This window comes from Pedobacter sp. N23S346 (assembly GCF_048515415.1).
Taxonomy (GTDB): Bacteria; Bacteroidota; Bacteroidia; order Sphingobacteriales; family Sphingobacteriaceae; genus Pedobacter.
Genome location: NZ_JBLYEE010000005.1, coordinates 113407 through 135063 on the forward strand (window position 1 = coordinate 113407; position 21657 = coordinate 135063).

Genomic DNA, 21657 nt, shown 5'->3' on the forward strand with positions numbered 1-21657 from the left:
TAAAAATTAAGATTAATAACCTGTATTTTGAACCAGATTTGGATTTGCAATTAAATCCGCAGTTGGGATTGGATATAAATTTCGGTAAGCTGGTACATTGGTTCCGGCCCTCACACCACCTTTAAATGGCCATAAGTAAGTAGAACCAGTAAATCTGCCATAGCGCACTAAATCGGTACGGCGATGACCTTCCCAGTATAACTCGCGACCGCGTTCATCCAAAAAGAAATCAGTTGTTAATGCTGCAGCGCTCACATTACCATTGTTATTGCCATAAGCACGTTGGCGGAGTAAATTAACGTAGGTTAAAGCTTGTGCTGCTGAACCGCCAGAACCACCACGGGCCACGGCCTCTCCATATATTAAATACTGCTCAGCCAAACGGAATAAAGCAAAATCCAATGAACTGAAAGTTCCGTTTAAGGATGGAGCAGGAACATTTGCAGAAGTAACATTTCTAAATTTAGTTACTTTTAAACCATCAATAGGGTCTGTTATGGCATCAACTTCTGCCTTCGGCCCTACAAAAGCCCCTCTTCTGTCAATTGTTCCGGTTGTATTCGGGAACAATGCCGGAAGGTTTTGACGGGTACGATTTCCGGCCCAGCCGCCATTTGGAACACCAAATGCTGTAGCAGACATGCCCGCAGCATCTGCTGAAGTATAAATACTGGCGTTAATTAAGAAGGTAGTACCGCCATAGTTTGTACTATTCACCCCATCATAATTAATGGTTAAAATATTTTCTGTATTACCCATGTTATTATCTGTTCTGAATAAATTGGCATAATTTGGATTCAGACTGTAATTTGATGCAATCACTTTGCTTGAATAAGTAATGGCTTCAGTATATTTTGCAGTACCTGTATAAACCTGAGCATTTAAATATAAACGGGCTAACAATGCCCAGTCTGCGCCTTGATTGGCACGGCCATATTCACTATCAGCACTTCCGGGAGCAGCTAAATCATTTTCAATGGCTTTCAACTCCGATTCTACATAAGAAAATAATGCTACCCTTTGAATTTGTTTGGGAGCGACCTTACCAATTGCATCATTTTCTGTTACGAAAGGCGGATTACCAAAGGCATCCAACAATACCCAATACTGGTAAGCGCGTAAAAACCGGGCTTCTGCACGGTAGCGTTGAACGTTTGCCGCATCTGCACCAGTAATGTTTCTGGTGGTCAATAATTCTGGCGTACTCTGGCGAAGGTATTCGTTAACCAATGTAATTTGAGAAATACTTCTGGAGTACAATCCCCTCAAAAATTGATTATCAGCTGCCCAGGTAGAGTTAACCAGTTCCGGAATTCCGGTATCGCCCCAGTTACAAACGGCTTCATCGGTCGTTAATTCCTGACTGGTCCAGAATAACCTTAAGAAATCTGAGAAACCAGGATTTAAACCACCTACATCACTTGAAGTAGCGTCTCCACCTCCTGGACTCGTTAATGCATAGTTTGCATACAACCTTACCAAACCTTGTTTATAACCTTCAGGCGTAGCGTAGACCAAACCTTCAGTTTGATCGTTGGTTGGAAGTAAATTTAATGCTTCTTTTTTACAAGAATTTAACGACAGCACTAAGGCTGCCGAGGTTAATATTATTTTAAATGAATTTTTCATTTCTATGTCTTAATTAAAAACCAACGTTTAAGCCTAAGGTGTATGTTCTTGGTCTGGGATAAAGGTTAAAATCAATCCCTGAAGTTAATTCAGGATCTAAACCTTTATAATTCGATACCACAAAAACATTCTGGCAATTTGCTGAGATACGCATGGTTGTATTTCCATTTTTAGATAACTTACCGATGTTATAAGCTAAACCTAAATTGTCCATCTTCAGGAATGATGCATTCCGGATATAGTAATCGCTTAAATATTGAGTTTGATTAAAACCGGTAGTTAATAAATCGGTACTGGCATTGTTTAAAATTCCAACTGTACTTAAAATATTCGATTTAATCCCAAAGTTAGAGGCTACGTTATCATACACATAGTTGCCTATGTTAGCCCTTAAAACGGTATTGAATGTCCATTTTTTGTAGGAGAATGATGTGTTGAATCCAAATGTAAAGTTAGGATCCGGAGACTTATAGAAATATTGATCACTTGTATTGATTACACCATCGCCATTCAGATCTTCGTAAACACCTTCTAAAGGCAATCCGGCAGCATTATAAACTTGTTTATAAACCAGGAACGAGCTCGGAATTTGATTTACGGCATTCCATTTTAAGGTAACACCTGTTCCTCCAGTGATATCACCCGCACTTACTTTCGATCCTGGATCTGGATTTAAGGTTAAATTGGTAATTTTTCTTTTGTTATACGCCGCGTTGATTCCAAAATCCCAGGTAATATTATCTGTTTTTATGGCTACGAAGTTTAAACTCGCCTCAGCACCTTTAACTTCCATATTACCCACATTGGTGGTTAACAGGTTGGTAAAGTTTGTACCTACCGGAATATTAATTGTACTTAATAAATCTTTAGTTTTTTTATAATAAACATCAAGGCTACCATACAATCTTCCCTGCATAAAACCATAATCCAAACCAGCATTATAAGTGGTAGTGGTTTCCCATTTCAAATCAGGATCATAGCCTGCTGGTGCATAATAGTTATAAAAAGTGTTGCCGACTTGATACTGCCCCGTGTTGGTATTGGCATAATATTTAGATAAGTAATCATAGTTGGCAATACCATCTTTATTACCTGTTTCCCCATAACTTAATCTTAATTTCAGGTCAGATACTACTTTACTATCCTTCAGGAAATTTTCGCCGATAACTCTCCAGGTGAAGCCAACTGAAGGAAAATAACCCCAGCGATTTTTTTCAGAGAATCTTGAAGAAGCATCAGCACGCATGGTACCAGATAAAATATATTTATCAGCCAAGGTATAAACGAACCTTCCGTAGTAGGAAAGTAATTTGTTGCGTTCTACAGCAAAAGGGAAAACCGGAGTTACAAGCGCAACGCCTGTACCCGTGTAATTGGTGAAGTTATAACCTGTTGTGGAGTTATCGTAATAACCGTAACCAGCAGTAGCATCGAATCTACTTTTGATACTTTCTACAGTGTGCGCATAATTCAAATAAAATTCAGAAAATTTATCATTTCCGGTTCTGAGCGCCCGTGAAAAAGATCCATTTGTAGCAGCACTCTGTGCAGCAAAAATGGGAACGCGGATGGAGCCATAACCTTTAGAAACATCATAACCCAAATTTAAGTTGGCATGTAACTCAGGTAAGAAATGAAAAGAGTAATCAAATTTAGCGTTACCAACACTTCTCGCCGCATTACCGTTGTTATCATTCAGTTCGATTAAAGAAACCGGGTTACGTGGTGCATTCGGGTTAGGAACCATTTCGGCGCCAGCTCCCTGTGTCCACTCAAAATAGTTACCGTATTGGTTTTGCGTATAAATTGGCTGAGTCGGATCGAACTGAATCGCCGCTCCGATTGCGCCAGAATTGGCAAAGTGAGAATTTGTGATCGAGCCTTTTAAATTCAGATCAATTTTCAAATGATCTTTAAATAATCTCGGCGATAAGGTAATTGATCCTGTTCCGCGTTTTAACTTATCTGTAATTAACAAACCATCCTGATCTAAATAACCAGCAGAAACGCGGTAAGGAACACCCTTAAATGAACCCGCAATACTTAAATTATTATCGGAAATAAAGGCATTCTGATAAATGGCATCCTGCCAATCGGTATTGGCTGTTCCCAATAATGCCTTCTGAGTAGCATTACCATTAGCATTAACATAGGCACGGACCTGATCTGCTGAAAGCACATCAACCTTTTTAATTACTGTTGAAATAGAATTATTAGTGCTAAAATTAATGATTGGTGCACCGGAGCCACCTTTTTTAGTCGTAATCAAAATAACCCCGTTTGATGCTCTCGAACCGTAAATGGCCGTTGCATTCGCATCTTTCAATACGGTAAATGTTTCAATGTCATTCGGGTTGATTAATGATAACGGACTTGGTGCATTATCAATGGTATTCCCACTGAAAGGAATTCCATCAATAACCACTAACGGATCATTACTGGCGTTAAGCGAGGCTCCACCACGAATGCGAATAGTACTTCCAACACCTGGCTGACCGCTGTTGGAGATTACATTTACTCCTGCAACCTTACCTTGAATTAACTGTTCTGGTGTGGTAATGGCACCTTTTTGAAAATCTTTGGCACTCACCGTGGTGATTGATCCCGTAAGGTTTTTCTTTTCGGCAGTACCGTAACCAATTACAACTACTTCATTTAATTTTTGTGCATCTGGCACCAGTTGAAAGTTCAGCGTAGTGTTTCCAGTAATGCTTATGGCTTTATCAAGGGTTTGATAGCCAATAAAACTGGCAGATAAGGTTACCGAACCATTCGATAAACCTGCCAGTTTGAAATTTCCTTCCCCATCTGTTGATGTACTTCTGCTTGTTCCTTTTACAACTACAGAAGCACCGGGTAATGGCAGGCCGGTTTCATCAAGCACTCTTCCAGAAATTGATCCGGATTGTGCTTTTACAATTAATGCTGAAAAAACTAACAGCAACAAAAGCCCCTGTTTTAACAGGTAAAATAATCTCATATTCGAAGCTCGTTTAAGTATAAAAATTTGGTTAAATATTATAGTGAATTACACACATGGCTAATTTACAGCACATAATGGCATTTCAAAATTTATTTAAAAAATATATTCCAGGCGAAAAAAAAGCTCACAAAAATTCAATAAAAACTCAACTTTAATTTAAAATCGAAAAATAAAAACAGTAGAATATTAAAAATAATATATTGATAATCAGTATATTATAAATATAAAAATCGAATTTGAAGTGTATTTTTTACACTAAGCTATTTTTAATCACTTTTTCGGGAACGTTCCCGAAAAATTTCAATAACAAATTGGTTGAATTTCGGGAACGTTCCCGAAATTCAACCAACATTCTGCGTATTTTACACTAAGTGAAGATATTTTTTGAGATTTTCAGCCTAAAAAAAGCAGGCTATTTTTTGCCCTTTTCGGGCTGGTTTGAGGTAGAATTTCTGATGATCATTTTCGAGTCTAAAACCACTTCGCTAAAGCAATTTTTATCCTGATGATGATCCAGAATTTTGAATAATAATTTTGCTGCCTCTTCTCCAATTTCTACCGCTGGCTGCGTAATGGTTGTTAAGGATGGATTGAGCAGTGGGGCAATTTCCAGACTCGAAAAACTGATAATTTTCAAATCATCAGGAATGGCGATTTCCAGATCATAACAGGCATAGTAAGTAGCGAAAGCCAAACGCTCCACAGAGGTAAATACGCCATCTGGTTTTAAATCAACCAATGCGTTTTTAATGATGATGCTATTTTCTTCATAACTGTTGCTGCAATCTACAATCAACTGTTCATCAAAATCTATATCATATTTTGAAAGCGCATCCAAATACCCTTTCATACGGGTTTTACCAATAGACAAACTTTTGTTTACCACTAAATAAGCAATGCGTTTGCAGCCCTGCTCTATTAAATGTTCAGTGGCCTGAAAGCTGCTTTTATAATCATTTGTAATCACCCTCGGCGTTTCTATATCTTCATAAATCCTATCAAAAAAAACCAAAGGCAAACGTTTTGCATCAAATTGATTCAGGTAATTATGATCGTTCGCCTCACCAGATACCGACATGATAATGCCATCTGCTCTGCCGTTATGCAGGTGACTGATGAAAGTGACTTCCTTATTGTAATCATCATCCGTTACATAGATTAAGATGTGATAGCCGTTTTCTCTGGCCACACGCTCTATACCGTGAATGGCCTGTGAGAAATAATTATTGGCCAATTCTGGCACAATCACCGCAATTGTTTTGCTTTTTTGCTCCCTTAAATTACTGGCGTAGTGGTTGGGTTGATAATTTAATTCCTTTGCTTTGGTCAGAATGCGTTCTTTCGTAGCACCATTAATATCGCTGTTATCTCTAAAAGCACGCGAAATTGTAGAAGTTGATAGATTTAAAGCTTCTGCTAATTTCTTAATATTAATACTGTCCATTTGGTTAAACGTTAGATTGTTTAATTTCGTTGTAAATATAGATTATAAAATTACTTTTTAATGGTCTTAATGGTATTGCCAGAGAAAAGTATCGTATTTAACAGCTATTTGTATATCTGCCTAAACTACATGATTCATTTATCAAATGATAAGCTTATTTTTGGATGACAAAGGTATACCGAGCGCATTGTAAGTAACTCAATAAATTAATTTTTATTTTTAAAACAAAAAATAGTCTTTAAGTATTTATACTTGAACGGACTACAAAATCCGCTCTTCATCGAAAACCAATTATATTGATAAAAAATTTACTTTAATGGGAACTAAGAAAATACTCATCGCCGATGATGATGAAGGAATTGTGGACGCGGTAACGATGATATTGGAAGTGATGGGTTATGATGTCGAATTTACTTACGATGGTGGTGCAGTAATTGATGCGGTAAAAAGTAAACCAGACTTAATTATGCTCGATATTTGGATGAGCGGACACGATGGCCGCGATATCTGTAAATTATTAAAAAGTGACCCTGAATACAAGGAAATTCCCATTCTAATGATTTCCGCTAGCCGTGATATCAGGCAATCTGCCATGGATGCAGGCGCTAATGATTTTATGGAGAAGCCTTTCGAAATGGATTCTCTTTTAAACAAGGTTGATCTTCTCTTAAATTAATTTAGGTAATTAAACTCACTTGGGAAAAGATTTTCCTCACTTATATCCCCCAATACTCTTTAAGGTTTTTCTTTGTTTATAAACTTTCAAACAACTGATCTTTTTAGAGGATAGTGGTTAATATTGTTGAATAACCCACGTTAAAATTACTTATTTAAATTTCATATTATTGCAAAATGAATTATGATAAGTATGAGAATATCTATACTTCTACAGACCGCCATGAGTTTAAATTTGTTAGCACAGGTACAAAAGGTAATTTAGAGAAGCTAGTTCAATATACCCCATTTGATGATGATAAAAACATCTATAATCTTGCATTAGGGACAATTCTTGCAGATGGCAGTATTGATTACAAAACCTTATCAAAAAACGGAGATAGAAATAAAATACTAGCGACTATTGCATCTACCGCATATATTTTCAGTGAATCTTTTCCTGATAAAAAAATATTTCTTAGTGGGGATATCCCTGCAAAAACCAGATTATACCAAATGGCCATTAATGATTCTTATCATGAATTATGTGAGAATTTCAAGATACAAGCATACAAGCCTATAAAAGAAAATGGAATAGTAGTAGAATATGAATTGGAAGAACTGAAAAAAGGAACAAATTATGATGCCTTCTTATTCACCAAAAATAATAAAGAGTGATTTAATAGCTTAACTTGGTATTAGCTAAAATTTTCGCATTTTCCTTCATCTTATCAGGCACTACACTAGAAAATTTATCAAGAGATTTATCTACTTTAATAGTTACTCCTAATGTTTTTCCTATTGCTTTTATTTTACTTGCTGCGATTTTCATATTAAAAGTTTCCTTTCTAATGTTATTACAAATATAAGTATTATATATTATAATACGATTATTGTTATTATTATCATTATTACCTTTAATAGGTATAACATCATCACCATTAGAATGTTTAATATTATAATCATATATCAGTTAAACATATAGAATTATATCAACGTTTATATTATCCTATTAATCTCGATCCTTTCTGATTAAAAGCTAAATTTGATTTTCCATCTTTTGTAAAGAAAGAGAATTACCTCTTCCATATCATTATAAATTCCCGAAATTTAACATCTTACCATCGGAAGAATTTTAAGTTCTGATAAACCGAAGTTACTGCGCTTTAATAACCATGTCTGATCAGCCCGAAAACACCATAAGAAAGATCATCCATATTGATATGGATGCTTTCTACGCGTCTGTAGAGCAACGTGATTTTCCAGAATACAGAGGAAAACCGCTTGTGGTTGGTGGCAAGCCAGATAGTCGCGGGGTGGTGGCAACCGCAAGTTACGAGGCGAGGCAATATGGCATTCGTTCGGCCATGTCTTGCAGTAAGGCTTACCAGCTTTGCCCTACTGCCATATTTGTTTACCCCAGGTTTGATGCTTATTCTGCGGTATCAAAAGCGATCAGGGAAATATTTAGTCGCTATACAGATTTAATTGAACCACTTTCTCTTGATGAGGCTTATCTCGATGTTACAGAGGATAAGTTGGGCATAGGTTCTGCCATTGATATCGCAAAATCAATTAAAGATGCGATTAAAAATGAATTAAACCTCACTGCATCTGCCGGGGTTTCGATCAATAAATTTGTCGCCAAAGTTGCATCAGATATGAACAAACCTGATGGCTTAACTTTTATCGGCCCTTCTAAAATAAAGGCCTTTATGGAAAAGCTGCCGGTAGAGAAATTTTTTGGGGTGGGTAAAGTTACGGCGGCAAAAATGAAAGCCATGCAAATTAACACTGGTGCCGATTTGAAGAATCTGAGCGAATCGCAGCTAATGGCGCAGTTCGGAAAATCGGGAAAATTCTATTTCAAAATTGTACGCGGCATAGACAACAGGTCGGTGCAATCTCATCGCGAAACCAAATCGGTTGGTGCCGAAGATACTTTATCAGAAGATACAAACGACCTCTCTACCATGCACGATTTATTGAAACAAATTAGCGAAACGGTTGCCCGGAGATTGGAGAAACACCAGTTGAAAGGAAAAACAGTTACCCTTAAAATAAAATTTGAAGATTTTAAACTCATTACCAGAAGCCGATCGTTCGCGGCTCCGATAAACCAGGCAGAGAACATGTTTCTGGAAGCTACAAAATTGCTCGAAGAAGCCAATTTGGGCACCGCGAAAGTTCGTTTGCTCGGCATCACCCTATCTCGTTTTTATGATGATGTTCCAATCGAAAATCTCAGTAGCAACCAACTGGAATTTAATTTTTAATTACTTTTCTACAGCAACGCGATAATCAGGATCTTCCATCACATTCACTTCTATAATACCATCTGCATTTTGCAATAATCGCTTGCAATCATTACTTAAATGTTTTAAATGAAGCCTTTTATTTGCCAGCTTATAGCGTTCGGTAAGTTTATTTAAGGCATCAATTCCAGACATGTCATAAATGCGGCTATCTTTAAAGTCGATAATTACATTTTCAGGATCACCGGATACATCAAATTTATCGTTAAAGTTAGCTACTGATGCGAAGAATAATGGCCCATAAATTTCATAATATTTCGCCCCGTCTTCTCCTACGTATTTGTTAGCCCTGATTCGTTTTGCACTTTCCCAGGCAAATACCAATGCAGAAATAATTACACCAATCAGCACTGCCAGCGCAAGGTTATGCAGCCAGACTGTAATTACAGCTACTAAAATGCCAATAAAAATATCTTGCTTAGGCATTTTATTGATCACTTTAAAACTCATCCACTCGAATGTGCCAATGGCAACCATCATCATTACGCCAACCAGAGCGGCCATGGGCACCCTTTCAATAATAGGTGCACCAATCAGGATAATCAACAAAATAGTCAATGCCGCAATGATTCCAGAGAGCCTCGCTCTTGCTCCTGCAGATAGATTCACCAATGTTTGTGCAATCATCGGGCAACCGCCCATACCTGTAAAAAAGCCGTTAAGCATATTTGCAATTCCTTGTGCAATGCTTTCACGGTTTCCGTTTCCTTTAGAATCTGTAATTTCATCTACCAGGTTTAAGGTAAGCAATCCCTCTGTTAAACCTACACCAGCCATAATTAATCCATAAGGAAAAATAATTTTAAGGGTTTCCAGATTGAATGGAATTCGGGGAATGTGAAATGGCGGAAAACCACCACTTACAGATGCAATGTTTTTAACCAGTTTGGTGTCGATGCCAAAAAAGAAAACCACCAGAAACACCACAATAATGGCCACTAAAGAAGCTGGAATGGCTTTGGTAAATTTAGGCAGTAAAATAACTATTGCAATGGTTAAGGCCACCAAGGCCAGCATTACATAAAGTGCTGTGCCACTTAACCAGGTTACCTCACCGTTAACAAGAGTTTTAAACTGTTCTAACTGCGACATAAAAATAATTACAGCAAGCCCGTTTACAAATCCAAACATAACGGGTTGCGGCACCAGGCGAACGAATTTGCCCAGTTTAAAAAGCCCGACTATAATTTGAATAATGCCAGCCAATGCTACCGCAGCAAATACATATTCGATGCCGTTGCTTTTCATTAAAGCAATAAGCACAATTACCGTTGCCCCTGCCCCACCAGATACAAGCCCTGGTCTGCCACCCAGAATAGCAGTAACCAAACCCATTATAAAAGCGGCATATAAACCTGTTAATGGAGGAAAACCGGCAAGAATTGCAAATGATAGCGACTCGGGAATCATGGTCATGGCTACCGTTAGGCCTGCTAAAATTTCTGTTTTATAGTCGATTCTTTTCGAAAAATCAAAAAGCTGTAGGGTAGATTTCATTATTCGCAATTAAGGCAGCAAATATCAGCTTTTTTCTATTGCTTATCTCTAATGAACTTCTTAAATCTGCTATTAAATAAGAGATTTGACGTGTACTGCGCTGCCTGTTATTCAGTAGCGCAGTTTTTCTTATTCCACTTAACTTAAATGGGAATATAGATCAGCCTATTGATGTGTTTTCAACCATTCCAAGCGCCGTTGATCTGGCAAGTGATTTACTTTAAAATGCTCAAACTTCGCTTCAAAACCTTTACCATCCGGACTAGCGGCCATTAAGCCAACCATCACAGGAGTATTATCCTGTAAGGGAGCATTTCGGGTCATGATGTAATTTTTATCATTTAAAGAATAAAAGATTTCTACCGCATCGAGCCTGCGCACCACTTTAATCCAGATAAAAGGTGGCACTTCAGTTAACGGCAACACACTCCAGTCGCTTTTATCATGCGTAACAACCGTACTCACGTTAAATTTTCCATCTACAAATTCGACCCCTGTTTTAATGTAGTTTTTATGATCAATGCGAAGCATTAATCCCATCTGATCGAAACGGGCTTTATAGGCACCCGTAAGCTTGACTTTGGCTTCGAACTCGCCGCCGTAGGTAGTATAATAAAATGGCGCATCATCCACCGTGAAATCATAGTGAGAAATTCTCCAATAATCACTTGCCGGCGTTACCTGCATCGTTAAGCTGTTGTTCTTAATGTTCCATTTCTCAGGCTCATTAAACCACTGCATTTTATCCAGGCTTTGCGCCTTTAATTCATTTATACTACATATTAGACTTAATGCTAAAAATATTTTTTTCATTTTACTCATGATTAAAAGTTTATTGGACGGAGATTAAACATTATACTGATTGCAAACTTTCTTTTCTAAAATAACCACTCGAATTTGTAAGTTCGCAAAGTTATTTAAGCTTCCAACCAGATTCAATGGTAATAAATAACCATCAAAATTTGAACCCATGCGAGACCTGCTTGATATTAAACTCTTCTCTCAATCTTTTGAAACTATTTTAGATGCCGACCAACAATTGCTTCAGGCCAGGCTTATTGCCGAAATGTATAGCAAAATTGAAAACGGTATCAGTGTATTGAGTGATTTAAAAGCCAGGAAAAGCTATCTTTATTATGGTACCATTGCCGAAAATTTAGGTCTTTTAGCGCAAGAGCAGGAAATAAATTCCATTTGGGAAGATCAGCTATTACAGAAGATCCACACAGAAGATCTGCAGAAAAAGTATCGGCTGGAATTTCAGTTCTTTCAGCTGTTAAATACGCTTGCCGCCGAAGAAAGAATGGATTTTGAAATGATTACTAAACTCAGGATGAAAAGTAAGGAAGGAAAATATGTTTTAGTGAAACACCGCTTACTATATATTGCCAGCTCGGATGATGGCGCTATCTGGTTGGCGCTTTGCCTGTATAACCTGATTTATGATCATCCTGAATTCGCGATTCCGCAGGGAGCGATCATGAATAAGCAGACCGGAAAAATTATCGAACACGATGAAGAAAGGTTTAATGGTTTTCTGTCTGTCAGAGAGAAAGAAATTCTGCAACTAATCAAACACGGAAAAAGAAGCAAAGAAATTGCAGATCGACTGGCATTAAGCATCAATACCATTAACCGACACCGGCAAAATATATTTCAAAAACTGAATGTAAGCAATGCGCTGGAGGCTTGTAAAATTGCCGAAACAATGGGCTTGTTAGTATTAACAGCTAAATAGCTATTCTAATTTAGAAGCTATTTAAAAAATATAATTTATCAACTTGCGAAAAATCAAAAGCCTGTGCGCTGAAGAATTTCACAAGTTTTGCTGACAATAAATAGAACTTTCGAAGTATTTATCAAAACAAAGGTCAACAAACCACCCCACCCTTTGGGCACCTCGCTGGTGAGGGGAATGGCGTTCATAATTCCCTTCTTTCAGAGTGGTTGTCGCAGACAGGGGCTGCGAAAGCACTAAATAACAATCGAACTCTCAGATTCATAACCTGATCCTATAAATAATTACACCAGTTTAGCAAGCGAGGTTTTGACAATATCCTTCAATACATCCAGATCCACATCTACCAGCTTATTAATATACAAGCAACCTACACCAGTTTTGTGTTTACCCAACTTTTGCAATGCCTCAGCATGATCTTTAACATTCACAGTTAAATACAGTGAGAAATTTGCTTTCCGGGGTGCAAAACCAATCAGCAGCCAATCTACTTCCCTATCTGTTGCCGCACTTTTGAATCTTTTATTTCCAAAACCAATAATGGCGTTGCTCCAAAGTACGGGCTGTTCACCAGAAATCTTGCTCATCAAATCCAATAGCACAAAACTGTCATTTCGTTTTTGTTCATCAGCAATTTTATTAATGAATTCATCTACACTTAATGCTGTTGGTTTCGTTTTAATTTCCGCGAGCTTCGATTTTTTTTCAGCCATACTCTTAAATTATTAATAGCAATATAGCCTTTTCAACTCATCCCAAATATTATATTTAGAATGAACTAAGATGCGCAAAATCAATTTATGGTCTAAAGCTCCGCAAATCTGATTTGTCTTTCAAAAATGTTATTGATTACCATGCTCGCAATACCTAAAATACAGGAATCCTGACCAAATTCAGAGGTTACAATCTGCGTGTTCTCCCTAATTTCTGTCATGCTGTAAGTATTGATCGCCTGGATAATAGGAATGGTAATATATTGCTTCGCTTCTGCCATTTTACCCCCCAGAATAATAACCTCAGGGTTAAACAGCTGCACGAGGGTTGCAATTCCTTTACCTAAGTTACTGCCTACAACGGATAGGATGCTAATCGCATATTGATCGCCCCTGTTGGCTGCATCAATTACGAGATGCGGTTCTATTTTATCGATTTCATGATCCGATAATTCATTGAGAAGGGAATGCTGACCAGATTTTATACCTTCTTTGGCCATTCTTGCAAGTGCAATACCGGAAGCAACTGTTTCCAGGCATCCTTTTTTACCGCAATAACACAATGCGCCTTCGTCGATTAGCGGAATATGCCCGATTTCTCCGGAAAAGCCCCTGCTGCCTTTACGCATTTTGCCATCCATGATGATTCCTAATCCAACGCCCCAATCCATTAACACAACCAATGCATCGCTAACCCCTTTTGCTAATCCATGTTTGCTTTCTGCAATGGCGGCACATTTTACATCGTTTTGCAGGAACACCGGATAGCCGAACTTAGCTTCCAGTACCTCTTGTAATGTTTTTTCTTTATCGTCTGATCGAAGATAGGTATAATTTGTGCCCGCTTCCGCGTCTACTAACCCAGGCATAGATATCCCTATACCCACCAGTTTAGTTTTATCGATTTTAGCAGAGGCGACCAATGTCTCGATGAAAGTCTGCAAATCTGGTACAGCCGACTGATCTTTGCTGATTCCTTTGGGTAAAGTATGTATTGTGGTGATGTAATTATTGTTATTGTCGAGGATTGCTGCCCGCGTCCTGAATTTTTCCATCTCTATGCTCACCATGTAAAAAGTGGCATCTTTCAGTACATAAAAATCTGGTTTTCTACCGCCCATAGATTCACCTTTGCCTTTTTTCTCTAAAATATCATCTGCAATCAATTCGTTGAGTAGTATCAGGCAAGTTGGAGAGCTAATTCCTACTGCTGTGAAAATTTCACTAACCGTAGTGGCCTCATTCTCGTATATATATTTAAGGATCTTTATTTTCTGCAGGTATTTTTTTCTCTCCATATTACTTAGCTCATGGAGTTTTTTCTCATCCACAGAAAAGTAATCAGGCCGAAGTGTTATTTTCATATTGATCGCGTATTTAAATAAGCTATAAAGGTAAAACTACTAAACTTATATAAAAATTTTAAATAAGTTACATGGTTTTTATAAAAATACTATTAATTATAATGTGTTTTATAAAATAAATCACAAATAACTTGATTAAATGTAACTTTTTTACATAACTTTAAAGTAACAACTATTTAATTATACAGAACCACATGAGTATTTGAATTAAAAGCAGTGCTCACGACTAATGAACCACTAGTCATTTAACTATAAAATACACAACCAACAATAACAAAACTTAAAACCAGACCATGAAGAAAACTTACACCTCAGATTCCTAACCGCTTCCAGGAACGGTAGAAAGACATTATACTTTCTAAGAACTAAAACAAACATATTTTCATTTGTGCTGACTGTGCTATGCCTGGACCATTTTGAGAGGTCCTGTAATGTTATGCAGCATTAAAACCAAATTATTTTGATGAAAAATTTACAAACGATTTTCGCATTTCTAAATGCCCGCCGCTCGTTTAGATTAAATACGCCATTTAAGGTAGCTATTATACTCCTCATTTTGCTCTCTTCACAACTGCAAACCGCCTTCGCACAGTCGGTTGTTAAAGGAAAAGTTACAGATGCAAAAGGTGGTGTACTCCCTGGAGTTAGCGTTAAGCTACAGGGTTCTACAACCGGAACCACCACCAACAATGACGGGGAATTTTCACTTAATGCGCCATTAGATGGCATCCTCGAATTTACTTATATTGGCTACGTAAAAGCTACATTACCTATAGGTGGTAAATCTGTAGTTACCGCAATCCTCTCAGAAAATAATCAAAACCTGAATGAGGTAGTGGTGGTTGGTTATGGTACCACTAAAAAAGTGGATGTAACCGGGTCTATTTCCAGTATAAAAGGCTCAGATCTACAAAACTTGCCGGTAGCTTCAGTTACTCAGGCTTTAGATGGCCGTGCTGCTGGCGTTAACATTGTACGTAATGATGGTTCGCCAGGTGCTGCACCGAGTATCAGAATCCGCGGTACGGGAACCATTAACGATGCCAATCCTTTGGTGGTTATCGATGGGGTTCCTTCCAGCAATCCTGATGCGTTAAGTGATGTAAATCCTAACGATATAGCCTCGGTAGAGATTTTAAAAGACGCTTCTTCGAGTGCAATTTACGGTACACGTGCTGCAAATGGCGTGGTCTTGGTAACCACCAAAAAAGGGAATTTCAGTCAGAAATTATCCACCTCAGTAAATGCTTACACAGGTTTTTCTAACACCACGCGTTACCTGGACCTGTTAACGGCTCCAAATTTATACACGCTTAAAAGAGAGCGTTATACAAATGATGGCGCTACAATAGAGGCACCATGGGATGATCCATATTATGCTACACAACGCACAGACTGGCAAAAGGCAATTCTGGGGACAGGTAAAGTAACCAGTGGTGATGTAAATATCCAGGGTGGTAATGAAACTTCTACCTTTTATTTCGCTACTTCCATGTACGATGAAAAAGGAATTATAGATAAAGCAAGATTTAAACGTTTCGGTTCACGTATAAATAGTGAGCATAAAATTAAACCTTGGCTCAAAGTCGGAGAAAACGTACAGGGAACTTACACAGAAAGCAATTCTTTCAATAATAATGATTCACAAACCGGCCTGCTGTTCTCTGCTTTACGCTTTAACCCTGCAATTCCTATGGTAAACGATGATGGCTCTTTTGGTACATCCAAAGCGTTCGCCAACCAGTTGGGCGATATTAATAACCCTTACTCAACCATCCAGCAGACCGATGCTTACACCAAAAAATACAGGGTAATTGCCAATGTATTTGCAGAAGTAAACTTGATGAAAGACCTGAAATTCCGTGCGAATTATGGTTTTGATGGTACCATTACCAGGGGTTACAATTTCAGTGTACTGGATGTAAACCAGGCAAGGCAAACAACCAATTCGAGCCTTACCCAATCAGAGCTGGAATCGCATTCCAATCTATTGGATTTATTTCTTACCTATGATAAAACGATTAACAAAAGCCACATTACGTTTACTGCCGGTTATTCTAAACAAGATTTTCAAGGTAGCAATTTCAGTGCAGCAAGAATTGGCTATGACAATACTGCCTTTGATCAACGCGTGCTAAGTCAGGGTAATACCTTACTCACAGCTGCTGGCACTAACGATGACCCTACCGCTTTAGAGTCTGTTTTTGCAAGGGGGTTTTATGATTATGATGGCAGATTCCTGGCTACTGTAACCTTCAGGGCAGATGGTTCTTCCAGATTTGCTCCGGGTAAACAATGGGGATATTTCCCAGCATTTTCCGTAGGATGGAGAATCTCTAATGAAAGTTTTATGAAGGATGTGAACTGGATCAGCAACTTGAAAATAACCGGTGGATGGGGCGAACTGGGCAACCAAAACATCCCGCCTTTTCAGTATGTAAGTTCGATCCTGGTTGGAAATACATATGGAGCAAATGGTTATACTTTCGGCGGAGCAGGATATAATGGCGCAGCAATCACTAGAATAGCCAATTCTAATATCACCTGGGAACGCTCGGCAATGACTAATATTAGTGTAGAAGCTGGGTTTCTGAAAAACAAGTTGAACACTACGGTAACTTATTTCGATAAGAATACGAAAGATATGCTCATCCCTGCCGTGCAGGTAGGAACTGCAGGTACAACCATTGCATCAGACGTAAATGCGGGAGAGATGAACAACCGGGGTGTTGAGGCAGAAATCAATTACAATGCAGGCAGCGAGGTGAAATATTCTGTTGGGATAAATGGTTCCTTTATCAAAAACAAAATCACTAAGCTCTATGGAGAAAGCGCTTATATTTCTTCAAAAGTTTATGGCCGTTCCAGTCAGGAAATCTCCAGAACATATGAAGGACAGTCTATTTCTTCTTTCTATGGCTGGAAAACAAATGGGTTATATCAAACGCAGGCAGAAATTAATAATGATGCTGCACTGGCAAATGATTCCCGTAAGGGTTCTATTAAACCAGGCGATGTGCGTTTCCTGGATATCAATGGCGATGGCTTAATTGATGGAAAAGACCGTACCTATATTGGTAATCCGAATCCTGGCGCAACTTTGGGCCTGCAAGGAAGTGTTTCTTATAAAAATTTCGACCTGTCGGCTAATTTCACTGGCGTATTTGGTATTGATTTGTACAACGCAGACAGGATGCAGGGGATCGATCCAACCTATTCTTTTAATTTGTATGGAGAAACAATTGGCAGGTGGACTGGCCCGGGAACGAGCAATACGATCCCAAGAATGTCGCTCGACCGCTCTAACGATAACTACAGAACATCAGATCTGTTTATTGAAAATGGCAGTTATTTTAGTCTAAAAAATATCACACTGGGCTATACCTTCCCATCAGCACTGGTTAAAAAAGCAACATTTAGCAGCCTTAGATTATACGTAACCGGGCAGAATGTATTTATGCTTACCAAATACAATGGTTATACGCCAGAATTGGGTTATACAGATGGTAACAGGCAAAGAGGTGTTGATGTAGCACAGTATCCTTCTGTACGTTCATTTACTTTTGGTTTAACCCTTAAATTATAATCCTATGAAAACGAAAATAAATATTCTTGTACTAACAGCGATTGTACTTTTAAGTGCGTCCTGTAAAAAGAATCTGGATCTTGACCAGAAAGGTGTTTATAATACAGACAACTATTTTAGAAATGAAACAGATGGGGTAAATGCAGTTACCGGAATCTATAACCTGCTCGAGCAGGAAGATTATATCAGCCATGCAGAAACTACTTTTGATGTCGCATCGGATGATTACTGGCGTTCGGGAGATCATTCTGAAGATGAAGCGATAGAAAACCTGACCTACGATGCCTCTAATGCACAAGTAAGGTATAGCTGGACGTATAAATATGAAACGGTTAACCGTTCTACAAATGCAATTATCAATATCCCTAAAATACCGGTAATGAATGAAGCCGTGCGAAACAGAAGCATGGGCGAAGCGTACTTTATGCGAGCTTTTGGTTACTGGCGACTAATGTTGATATATGGCGATGTACCCATTATTTCAGAATCAGATTTCACGAATAAAACCTTTAACAAACCGAAATCGAGCATTGAAGAAGTGAGGAAACAAATTGAAGCCGATTTATTAAAGGCTGTTGATTTACTTCCAGAATCTTATGGTGCTACAGATAGGGGTCGCGTAAGCAAAGGAACAGCTTTAGGATTGCTTACAAAACTATATATGTATTGGGAGAAATTACCGCAAGCCATTACTACCGGCCAGCGTTTAATTAATAATCCGAATTACAATCTTGCAGCCACTTTCCAGGAGAACTTTACACGCCAAAATGTAAGCAGTACTGAAATTCTCTTCTCTGTGCAAGGTTTACAAAACATTGTACAAAACGATTATACCATTTATTACATCCCTAGAGCTTGGGGAGGATATGGATTTAGTCAGCCTTTACAAGGTTTAGCCGACGAATTTGAAGCAAACGATTCCCGTAAAGCAGCCACGCTTTTGAGTGTTGGTGACAAAATCAATATTGGCGACGGCGTAGATGATCAAACCTTTACCAGCAGCCTGTCATCTACAGGTTTTGCTTTCCGTAAATATGCAGTTTTCTACCCTTTTGGGTCGGCAGAAGGAAACGGTGTTGACCATAATTATGCAGTTCCATTAATGCGTTCTGCAGACATCTACCTGTTAGTAGCCGAAGCCAGAATCCGTACACAAGGTGCAGGCGCTGGCGATGCACTCATTAACCAGGTTCGCCGCAGAGCTTCTGCATTATTACCTCCGGTATCGGGCGCAGGCATGACCCAACTAATCCACGAGCGACGCGTAGAACTGGCTGGCGAGGGAGAAAGACACCAGGATTTAATGCGCTGGGATAAAACCGGAATCGTTAATATTGCCACGATCTATAACCGTGCAGTATCAAAGGCGCCGGTAGATCAGGGAAAAACGGTTACTTTTATTCGTCCTAAACACTATTATTACCCCATCCCACAAGTAGAGATTGACAAAGCTGGTGGTGTATTGGTTCAAAACCCTAATTTCTAAAAAAGACTATGCATAAGTACATTATTTTATTGTTTCTGGCAGCCATAACCGCAAGCTTAACCACGCAGGCGCAAGTAGACCAGCAAAACACCGCTGCCTTTTTAAAACGTATCGTAACTAACCGGGCGGGAGAATTCATTGTAGAAGAAATCCCCAGGGAAAATGAAAAAGATGTGTTTGAAGTGGAATCCAGAAACAATAAAATTGTACTGCGTGGCAACAATGGCTTATCAGTAGCTTCGGCTTTAAATTATTACTTAAAAAACTATTGCCAGAGCGATATTGGCTGGAATGGCACCAACCTGAACATCCCTGCTGTTTTACCAGTAGTATCAGCAAAAATCCATAAAAACACCCCTTACAATTACCGTTACTATTTAAACTATTGCACTTTTAACTACACCATGGCCTGGTGGGATTGGGAACGCTGGCAGAAAGAAATCGACTGGATGGCTTTAAATGGAATCAACATGCCATTAGCCATTACCGGCGAAGAAGCCATCTGGAGAGATGTATACCGCTCGATGGGTTTTACCGATAAAGAACTCGAAGGTTTTTTTAGCGGTCCGGCTTACTTTTCCTGGTTATGGATGGGCAACATCGATGCATGGGGCGGTCCGCTGCCACAGCACTGGATGGATTCCCATAAAGAACTGCAGAAAAAGATCCTCGAAAGAGAAAGATCATTTGGGATGAAACCTGTTTTATCTGCTTTTACTGGTCACGTGCCACCTACCTTCAAAGATAAGTTCCCATCGGCCAAAGTAAAAAGAACCAACTGGGATGCTGGTTTTCCTGATGTATTTATCCTCGATCCTGAAGATACCTTATTCGAAAAAATCGGGAAACAGTACATTGAAACCCAGACTAAAGAATTTGGAACAGATCACCTGTATTCCTCTGATACATTTAACGAAAACATCCCGCCGACTAACGACTCGACTTATTTAAGCGACATGAGTAAAAAGGTGTTCCATTCCATGACAGCCGCTGATCCTAAAGCAATTTGGGTGATGCAAGGATGGATGTTCCACTACAACAATAAATTCTGGCAGCCGCAGCAGGTGAAAGCTTTACTGAATGCGGTACCAGACGACCAGATGATTGTGCTTGATTTATACAGCGATGCGCACCCGGTATGGAACCATACAGATGCCTATTATGGCAAACCATGGATCTGGAATATGCTGCAGAACTTTGGTGGCAACATCAGTTTGTTTGGCAGAATGCGCCATGTGGCAGCAGACCCTTCTATTGCATTGCACGATCCTGAATCTAAAAAGATGGTGGGGATCGGGCTGGCTCCCGAAGGAATTGAGCAAAACCCTGCCTTATTTGGCTTAATGCTCGAAAACGTATGGAGAGATACACCAATCGATGCGGAAGCATGGCTGAAAGATTATGCGAAACGCAGGTATGGCAAACAATTACCGCAGCTGGATGAGGCATGGAATATCTTATTGAATACCGTTTATAGCGGTGGTTTAACGGAAGGCGGAAACGAGTCTATCATCGTAGCCCGTCCTACTTTTGAGAAGAAAATAGACAGGGTACTGACGGGATTATCGTACGATCCGCTTCAATTGGTTAAAGCCTGGGGTTTGTTTACCGCCAGTGCAGATGAATTAAAAACCAGCGATGGTTTTGAATATGACCTGGTAGATGTAACCAGGCAAGTATTAGCCAACTATGCGAGCCCGCTTCAACAGAAAATGGCAGCAGCTTACCAAGCCAAAGATCAGGTTGCCTTTAAAAAATACAGCAAAGAATTCCTGGAACTATTAGACGATATGGACCTGTTGTTAGCCACCCGCAAAGATTTTCTGCTGGGCAAATGGATTAACGAAGCAAGAGCTAACGGCATTACAGAAAAAGAGAAAAATTTATACGAATTTAATGCACGAGATCTTGTTACCTTATGGGGTGATAAAGAAAGCGGTTTAAGGGAATATTCTAACCGCCAATGGGCAGGGTTAATTAAAGGATATTATAAACCAAGATGGGAAATGTTCTTTAAAACACTCGATCAGTCGTTAAAAACAGGCACAACAGTAGACTTGAAAGCGTTTGATAAAAATGTAAAAAACTGGGAATGGCAATGGGTAAATCTCCATAACAATGCCTATTCTGACAAAATAAAAGGCAATTCATTTGAAGTGGTGGCAAAACTTTATGCTAAATATAATGATACGATAAAAGCCGCTCATGCAAAATGAAACCAGTATAAAGCCACATAATATTCTCAGCT

General features: G+C 38.8%; 15 protein-coding genes. 7 read left to right on the top strand and 8 right to left on the bottom strand.

From position 1 onward, the window contains the following. Positions 1-12: 12 nt before the first annotated feature. From ACN1CD_RS10895 to ACN1CD_RS10905, 3 genes are all read right to left on the bottom strand, one after another. Positions 13-1629, bottom strand: coding sequence for a RagB/SusD family nutrient uptake outer membrane protein (locus ACN1CD_RS10895; RefSeq protein ID WP_419130420.1), 1617 nt, complete (start codon positions 1627-1629; stop codon positions 13-15). Positions 1630-1642: 13 nt separating this feature from the next. Then, the gene (locus ACN1CD_RS10900) at positions 1643-4609 is read right to left on the bottom strand and encodes a SusC/RagA family TonB-linked outer membrane protein (RefSeq protein ID WP_419130421.1); all 2967 of its coding nucleotides are present in this window, start codon (positions 4607-4609) and stop codon (positions 1643-1645) included. A 415-nt stretch (positions 4610-5024) separates the two neighbouring features. After that, positions 5025-6056: a LacI family DNA-binding transcriptional regulator gene (locus ACN1CD_RS10905; protein WP_419130422.1), complete on the bottom strand. Its 1032-nt coding sequence runs from the start codon at positions 6054-6056 to the stop codon at positions 5025-5027. 316 nt (positions 6057-6372) lie between these two features. On the opposite strand from ACN1CD_RS10905, the gene ACN1CD_RS10910 reads away from it, so the two are divergent. Beyond that, positions 6373-6732, top strand: a complete 360-nt coding sequence (locus tag ACN1CD_RS10910; RefSeq protein WP_419130423.1) for a response regulator — start codon at positions 6373-6375, stop codon at positions 6730-6732. 176 nt (positions 6733-6908) lie between these two features. Continuing rightward, positions 6909-7388: a DUF6934 family protein gene (locus ACN1CD_RS10915; protein ID WP_419130424.1), complete on the top strand. Its 480-nt coding sequence runs from the start codon at positions 6909-6911 to the stop codon at positions 7386-7388. A 1-nt stretch (position 7389) separates the two neighbouring features. Here ACN1CD_RS10915 and ACN1CD_RS10920 read toward each other — a convergent pair whose 3' ends face one another. Further along, on the bottom strand, positions 7390-7542 hold the full coding sequence (locus ACN1CD_RS10920; RefSeq protein WP_419130425.1) for a hypothetical protein: 153 nt from the start codon (positions 7540-7542) through the stop codon (positions 7390-7392). Positions 7543-7885: 343 nt separating this feature from the next. Between ACN1CD_RS10920 and dinB the strand changes: the two genes are divergently transcribed. Continuing rightward, a complete protein-coding gene (gene dinB, locus ACN1CD_RS10925; RefSeq protein ID WP_419130426.1) occupies positions 7886-8986 on the top strand; it encodes a DNA polymerase IV in 1101 nt (366 codons plus the stop codon). Here the strand turns inward: dinB and ACN1CD_RS10930 are convergent, their stop codons facing one another. Beyond that, on the bottom strand, positions 8987-10522 hold the full coding sequence (locus ACN1CD_RS10930) for a SulP family inorganic anion transporter (protein ID WP_419130427.1): 1536 nt from the start codon (positions 10520-10522) through the stop codon (positions 8987-8989). Positions 10523-10687: 165 nt separating this feature from the next. Then, complete coding sequence (locus tag ACN1CD_RS10935) at positions 10688-11335, bottom strand: DUF1349 domain-containing protein (RefSeq protein ID WP_419130428.1); 648 nt, start codon at positions 11333-11335, stop codon at positions 10688-10690. A gap of 157 nt (positions 11336-11492) precedes the next feature. Between ACN1CD_RS10935 and ACN1CD_RS10940 the strand changes: the two genes are divergently transcribed. After that, positions 11493-12260 (top strand): response regulator transcription factor, encoded by a 768-nt coding sequence (locus ACN1CD_RS10940; protein WP_419130429.1) that lies wholly within the window; start codon positions 11493-11495, stop codon positions 12258-12260. Between the two features lie 284 nt (positions 12261-12544). On the opposite strand, the gene ACN1CD_RS10945 is transcribed toward ACN1CD_RS10940, so the two are convergent. Further along, entirely contained in the window at positions 12545-12973 is a 429-nt protein-coding gene (locus ACN1CD_RS10945) for a DUF1801 domain-containing protein (protein WP_419130430.1), read from the bottom strand. Between the two features lie 92 nt (positions 12974-13065). Then, positions 13066-14337, bottom strand: coding sequence for an ROK family protein (locus tag ACN1CD_RS10950; protein ID WP_419130431.1), 1272 nt, complete (start codon positions 14335-14337; stop codon positions 13066-13068). Positions 14338-14800: 463 nt separating this feature from the next. On the opposite strand from ACN1CD_RS10950, the gene ACN1CD_RS10955 reads away from it, so the two are divergent. The 3 genes from ACN1CD_RS10955 to ACN1CD_RS10965 are packed head-to-tail and all read left to right on the top strand — an operon-like array spanning position 14801 to position 21625. Beyond that, positions 14801-17923: a SusC/RagA family TonB-linked outer membrane protein gene (locus ACN1CD_RS10955; protein ID WP_419130432.1), complete on the top strand. Its 3123-nt coding sequence runs from the start codon at positions 14801-14803 to the stop codon at positions 17921-17923. A 4-nt stretch (positions 17924-17927) separates the two neighbouring features. Beyond that, positions 17928-19409: a RagB/SusD family nutrient uptake outer membrane protein gene (locus tag ACN1CD_RS10960; protein ID WP_419130433.1), complete on the top strand. Its 1482-nt coding sequence runs from the start codon at positions 17928-17930 to the stop codon at positions 19407-19409. A gap of 8 nt (positions 19410-19417) precedes the next feature. After that, positions 19418-21625, top strand: a complete 2208-nt coding sequence (locus ACN1CD_RS10965; RefSeq protein ID WP_419130434.1) for an alpha-N-acetylglucosaminidase — start codon at positions 19418-19420, stop codon at positions 21623-21625. Positions 21626-21657: the final 32 nt, after the last annotated feature.

Coding starts and splice junctions, on each gene's coding strand:
- ACN1CD_RS10895 (WP_419130420.1), bottom strand. CDS start 1,629: ATGAAAAATTCATTTAAAATAATATTAACCTCGGCAGCCTTAGTGCTG.
- ACN1CD_RS10900 (WP_419130421.1), bottom strand. CDS start 4,609: ATGAGATTATTTTACCTGTTAAAACAGGGGCTTTTGTTGCTGTTAGTT.
- ACN1CD_RS10905 (WP_419130422.1), bottom strand. CDS start 6,056: ATGGACAGTATTAATATTAAGAAATTAGCAGAAGCTTTAAATCTATCA.
- ACN1CD_RS10910 (WP_419130423.1), top strand. CDS start 6,373: ATGGGAACTAAGAAAATACTCATCGCCGATGATGATGAAGGAATTGTG.
- ACN1CD_RS10915 (WP_419130424.1), top strand. CDS start 6,909: ATGAATTATGATAAGTATGAGAATATCTATACTTCTACAGACCGCCAT.
- ACN1CD_RS10920 (WP_419130425.1), bottom strand. CDS start 7,542: ATGAAAATCGCAGCAAGTAAAATAAAAGCAATAGGAAAAACATTAGGA.
- dinB (WP_419130426.1), top strand. CDS start 7,886: ATGTCTGATCAGCCCGAAAACACCATAAGAAAGATCATCCATATTGAT.
- ACN1CD_RS10930 (WP_419130427.1), bottom strand. CDS start 10,522: ATGAAATCTACCCTACAGCTTTTTGATTTTTCGAAAAGAATCGACTAT.
- ACN1CD_RS10935 (WP_419130428.1), bottom strand. CDS start 11,335: ATGAAAAAAATATTTTTAGCATTAAGTCTAATATGTAGTATAAATGAA.
- ACN1CD_RS10940 (WP_419130429.1), top strand. CDS start 11,493: ATGCGAGACCTGCTTGATATTAAACTCTTCTCTCAATCTTTTGAAACT.
- ACN1CD_RS10945 (WP_419130430.1), bottom strand. CDS start 12,973: ATGGCTGAAAAAAAATCGAAGCTCGCGGAAATTAAAACGAAACCAACA.
- ACN1CD_RS10950 (WP_419130431.1), bottom strand. CDS start 14,337: ATGAAAATAACACTTCGGCCTGATTACTTTTCTGTGGATGAGAAAAAA.
- ACN1CD_RS10955 (WP_419130432.1), top strand. CDS start 14,801: ATGAAAAATTTACAAACGATTTTCGCATTTCTAAATGCCCGCCGCTCG.
- ACN1CD_RS10960 (WP_419130433.1), top strand. CDS start 17,928: ATGAAAACGAAAATAAATATTCTTGTACTAACAGCGATTGTACTTTTA.
- ACN1CD_RS10965 (WP_419130434.1), top strand. CDS start 19,418: ATGCATAAGTACATTATTTTATTGTTTCTGGCAGCCATAACCGCAAGC.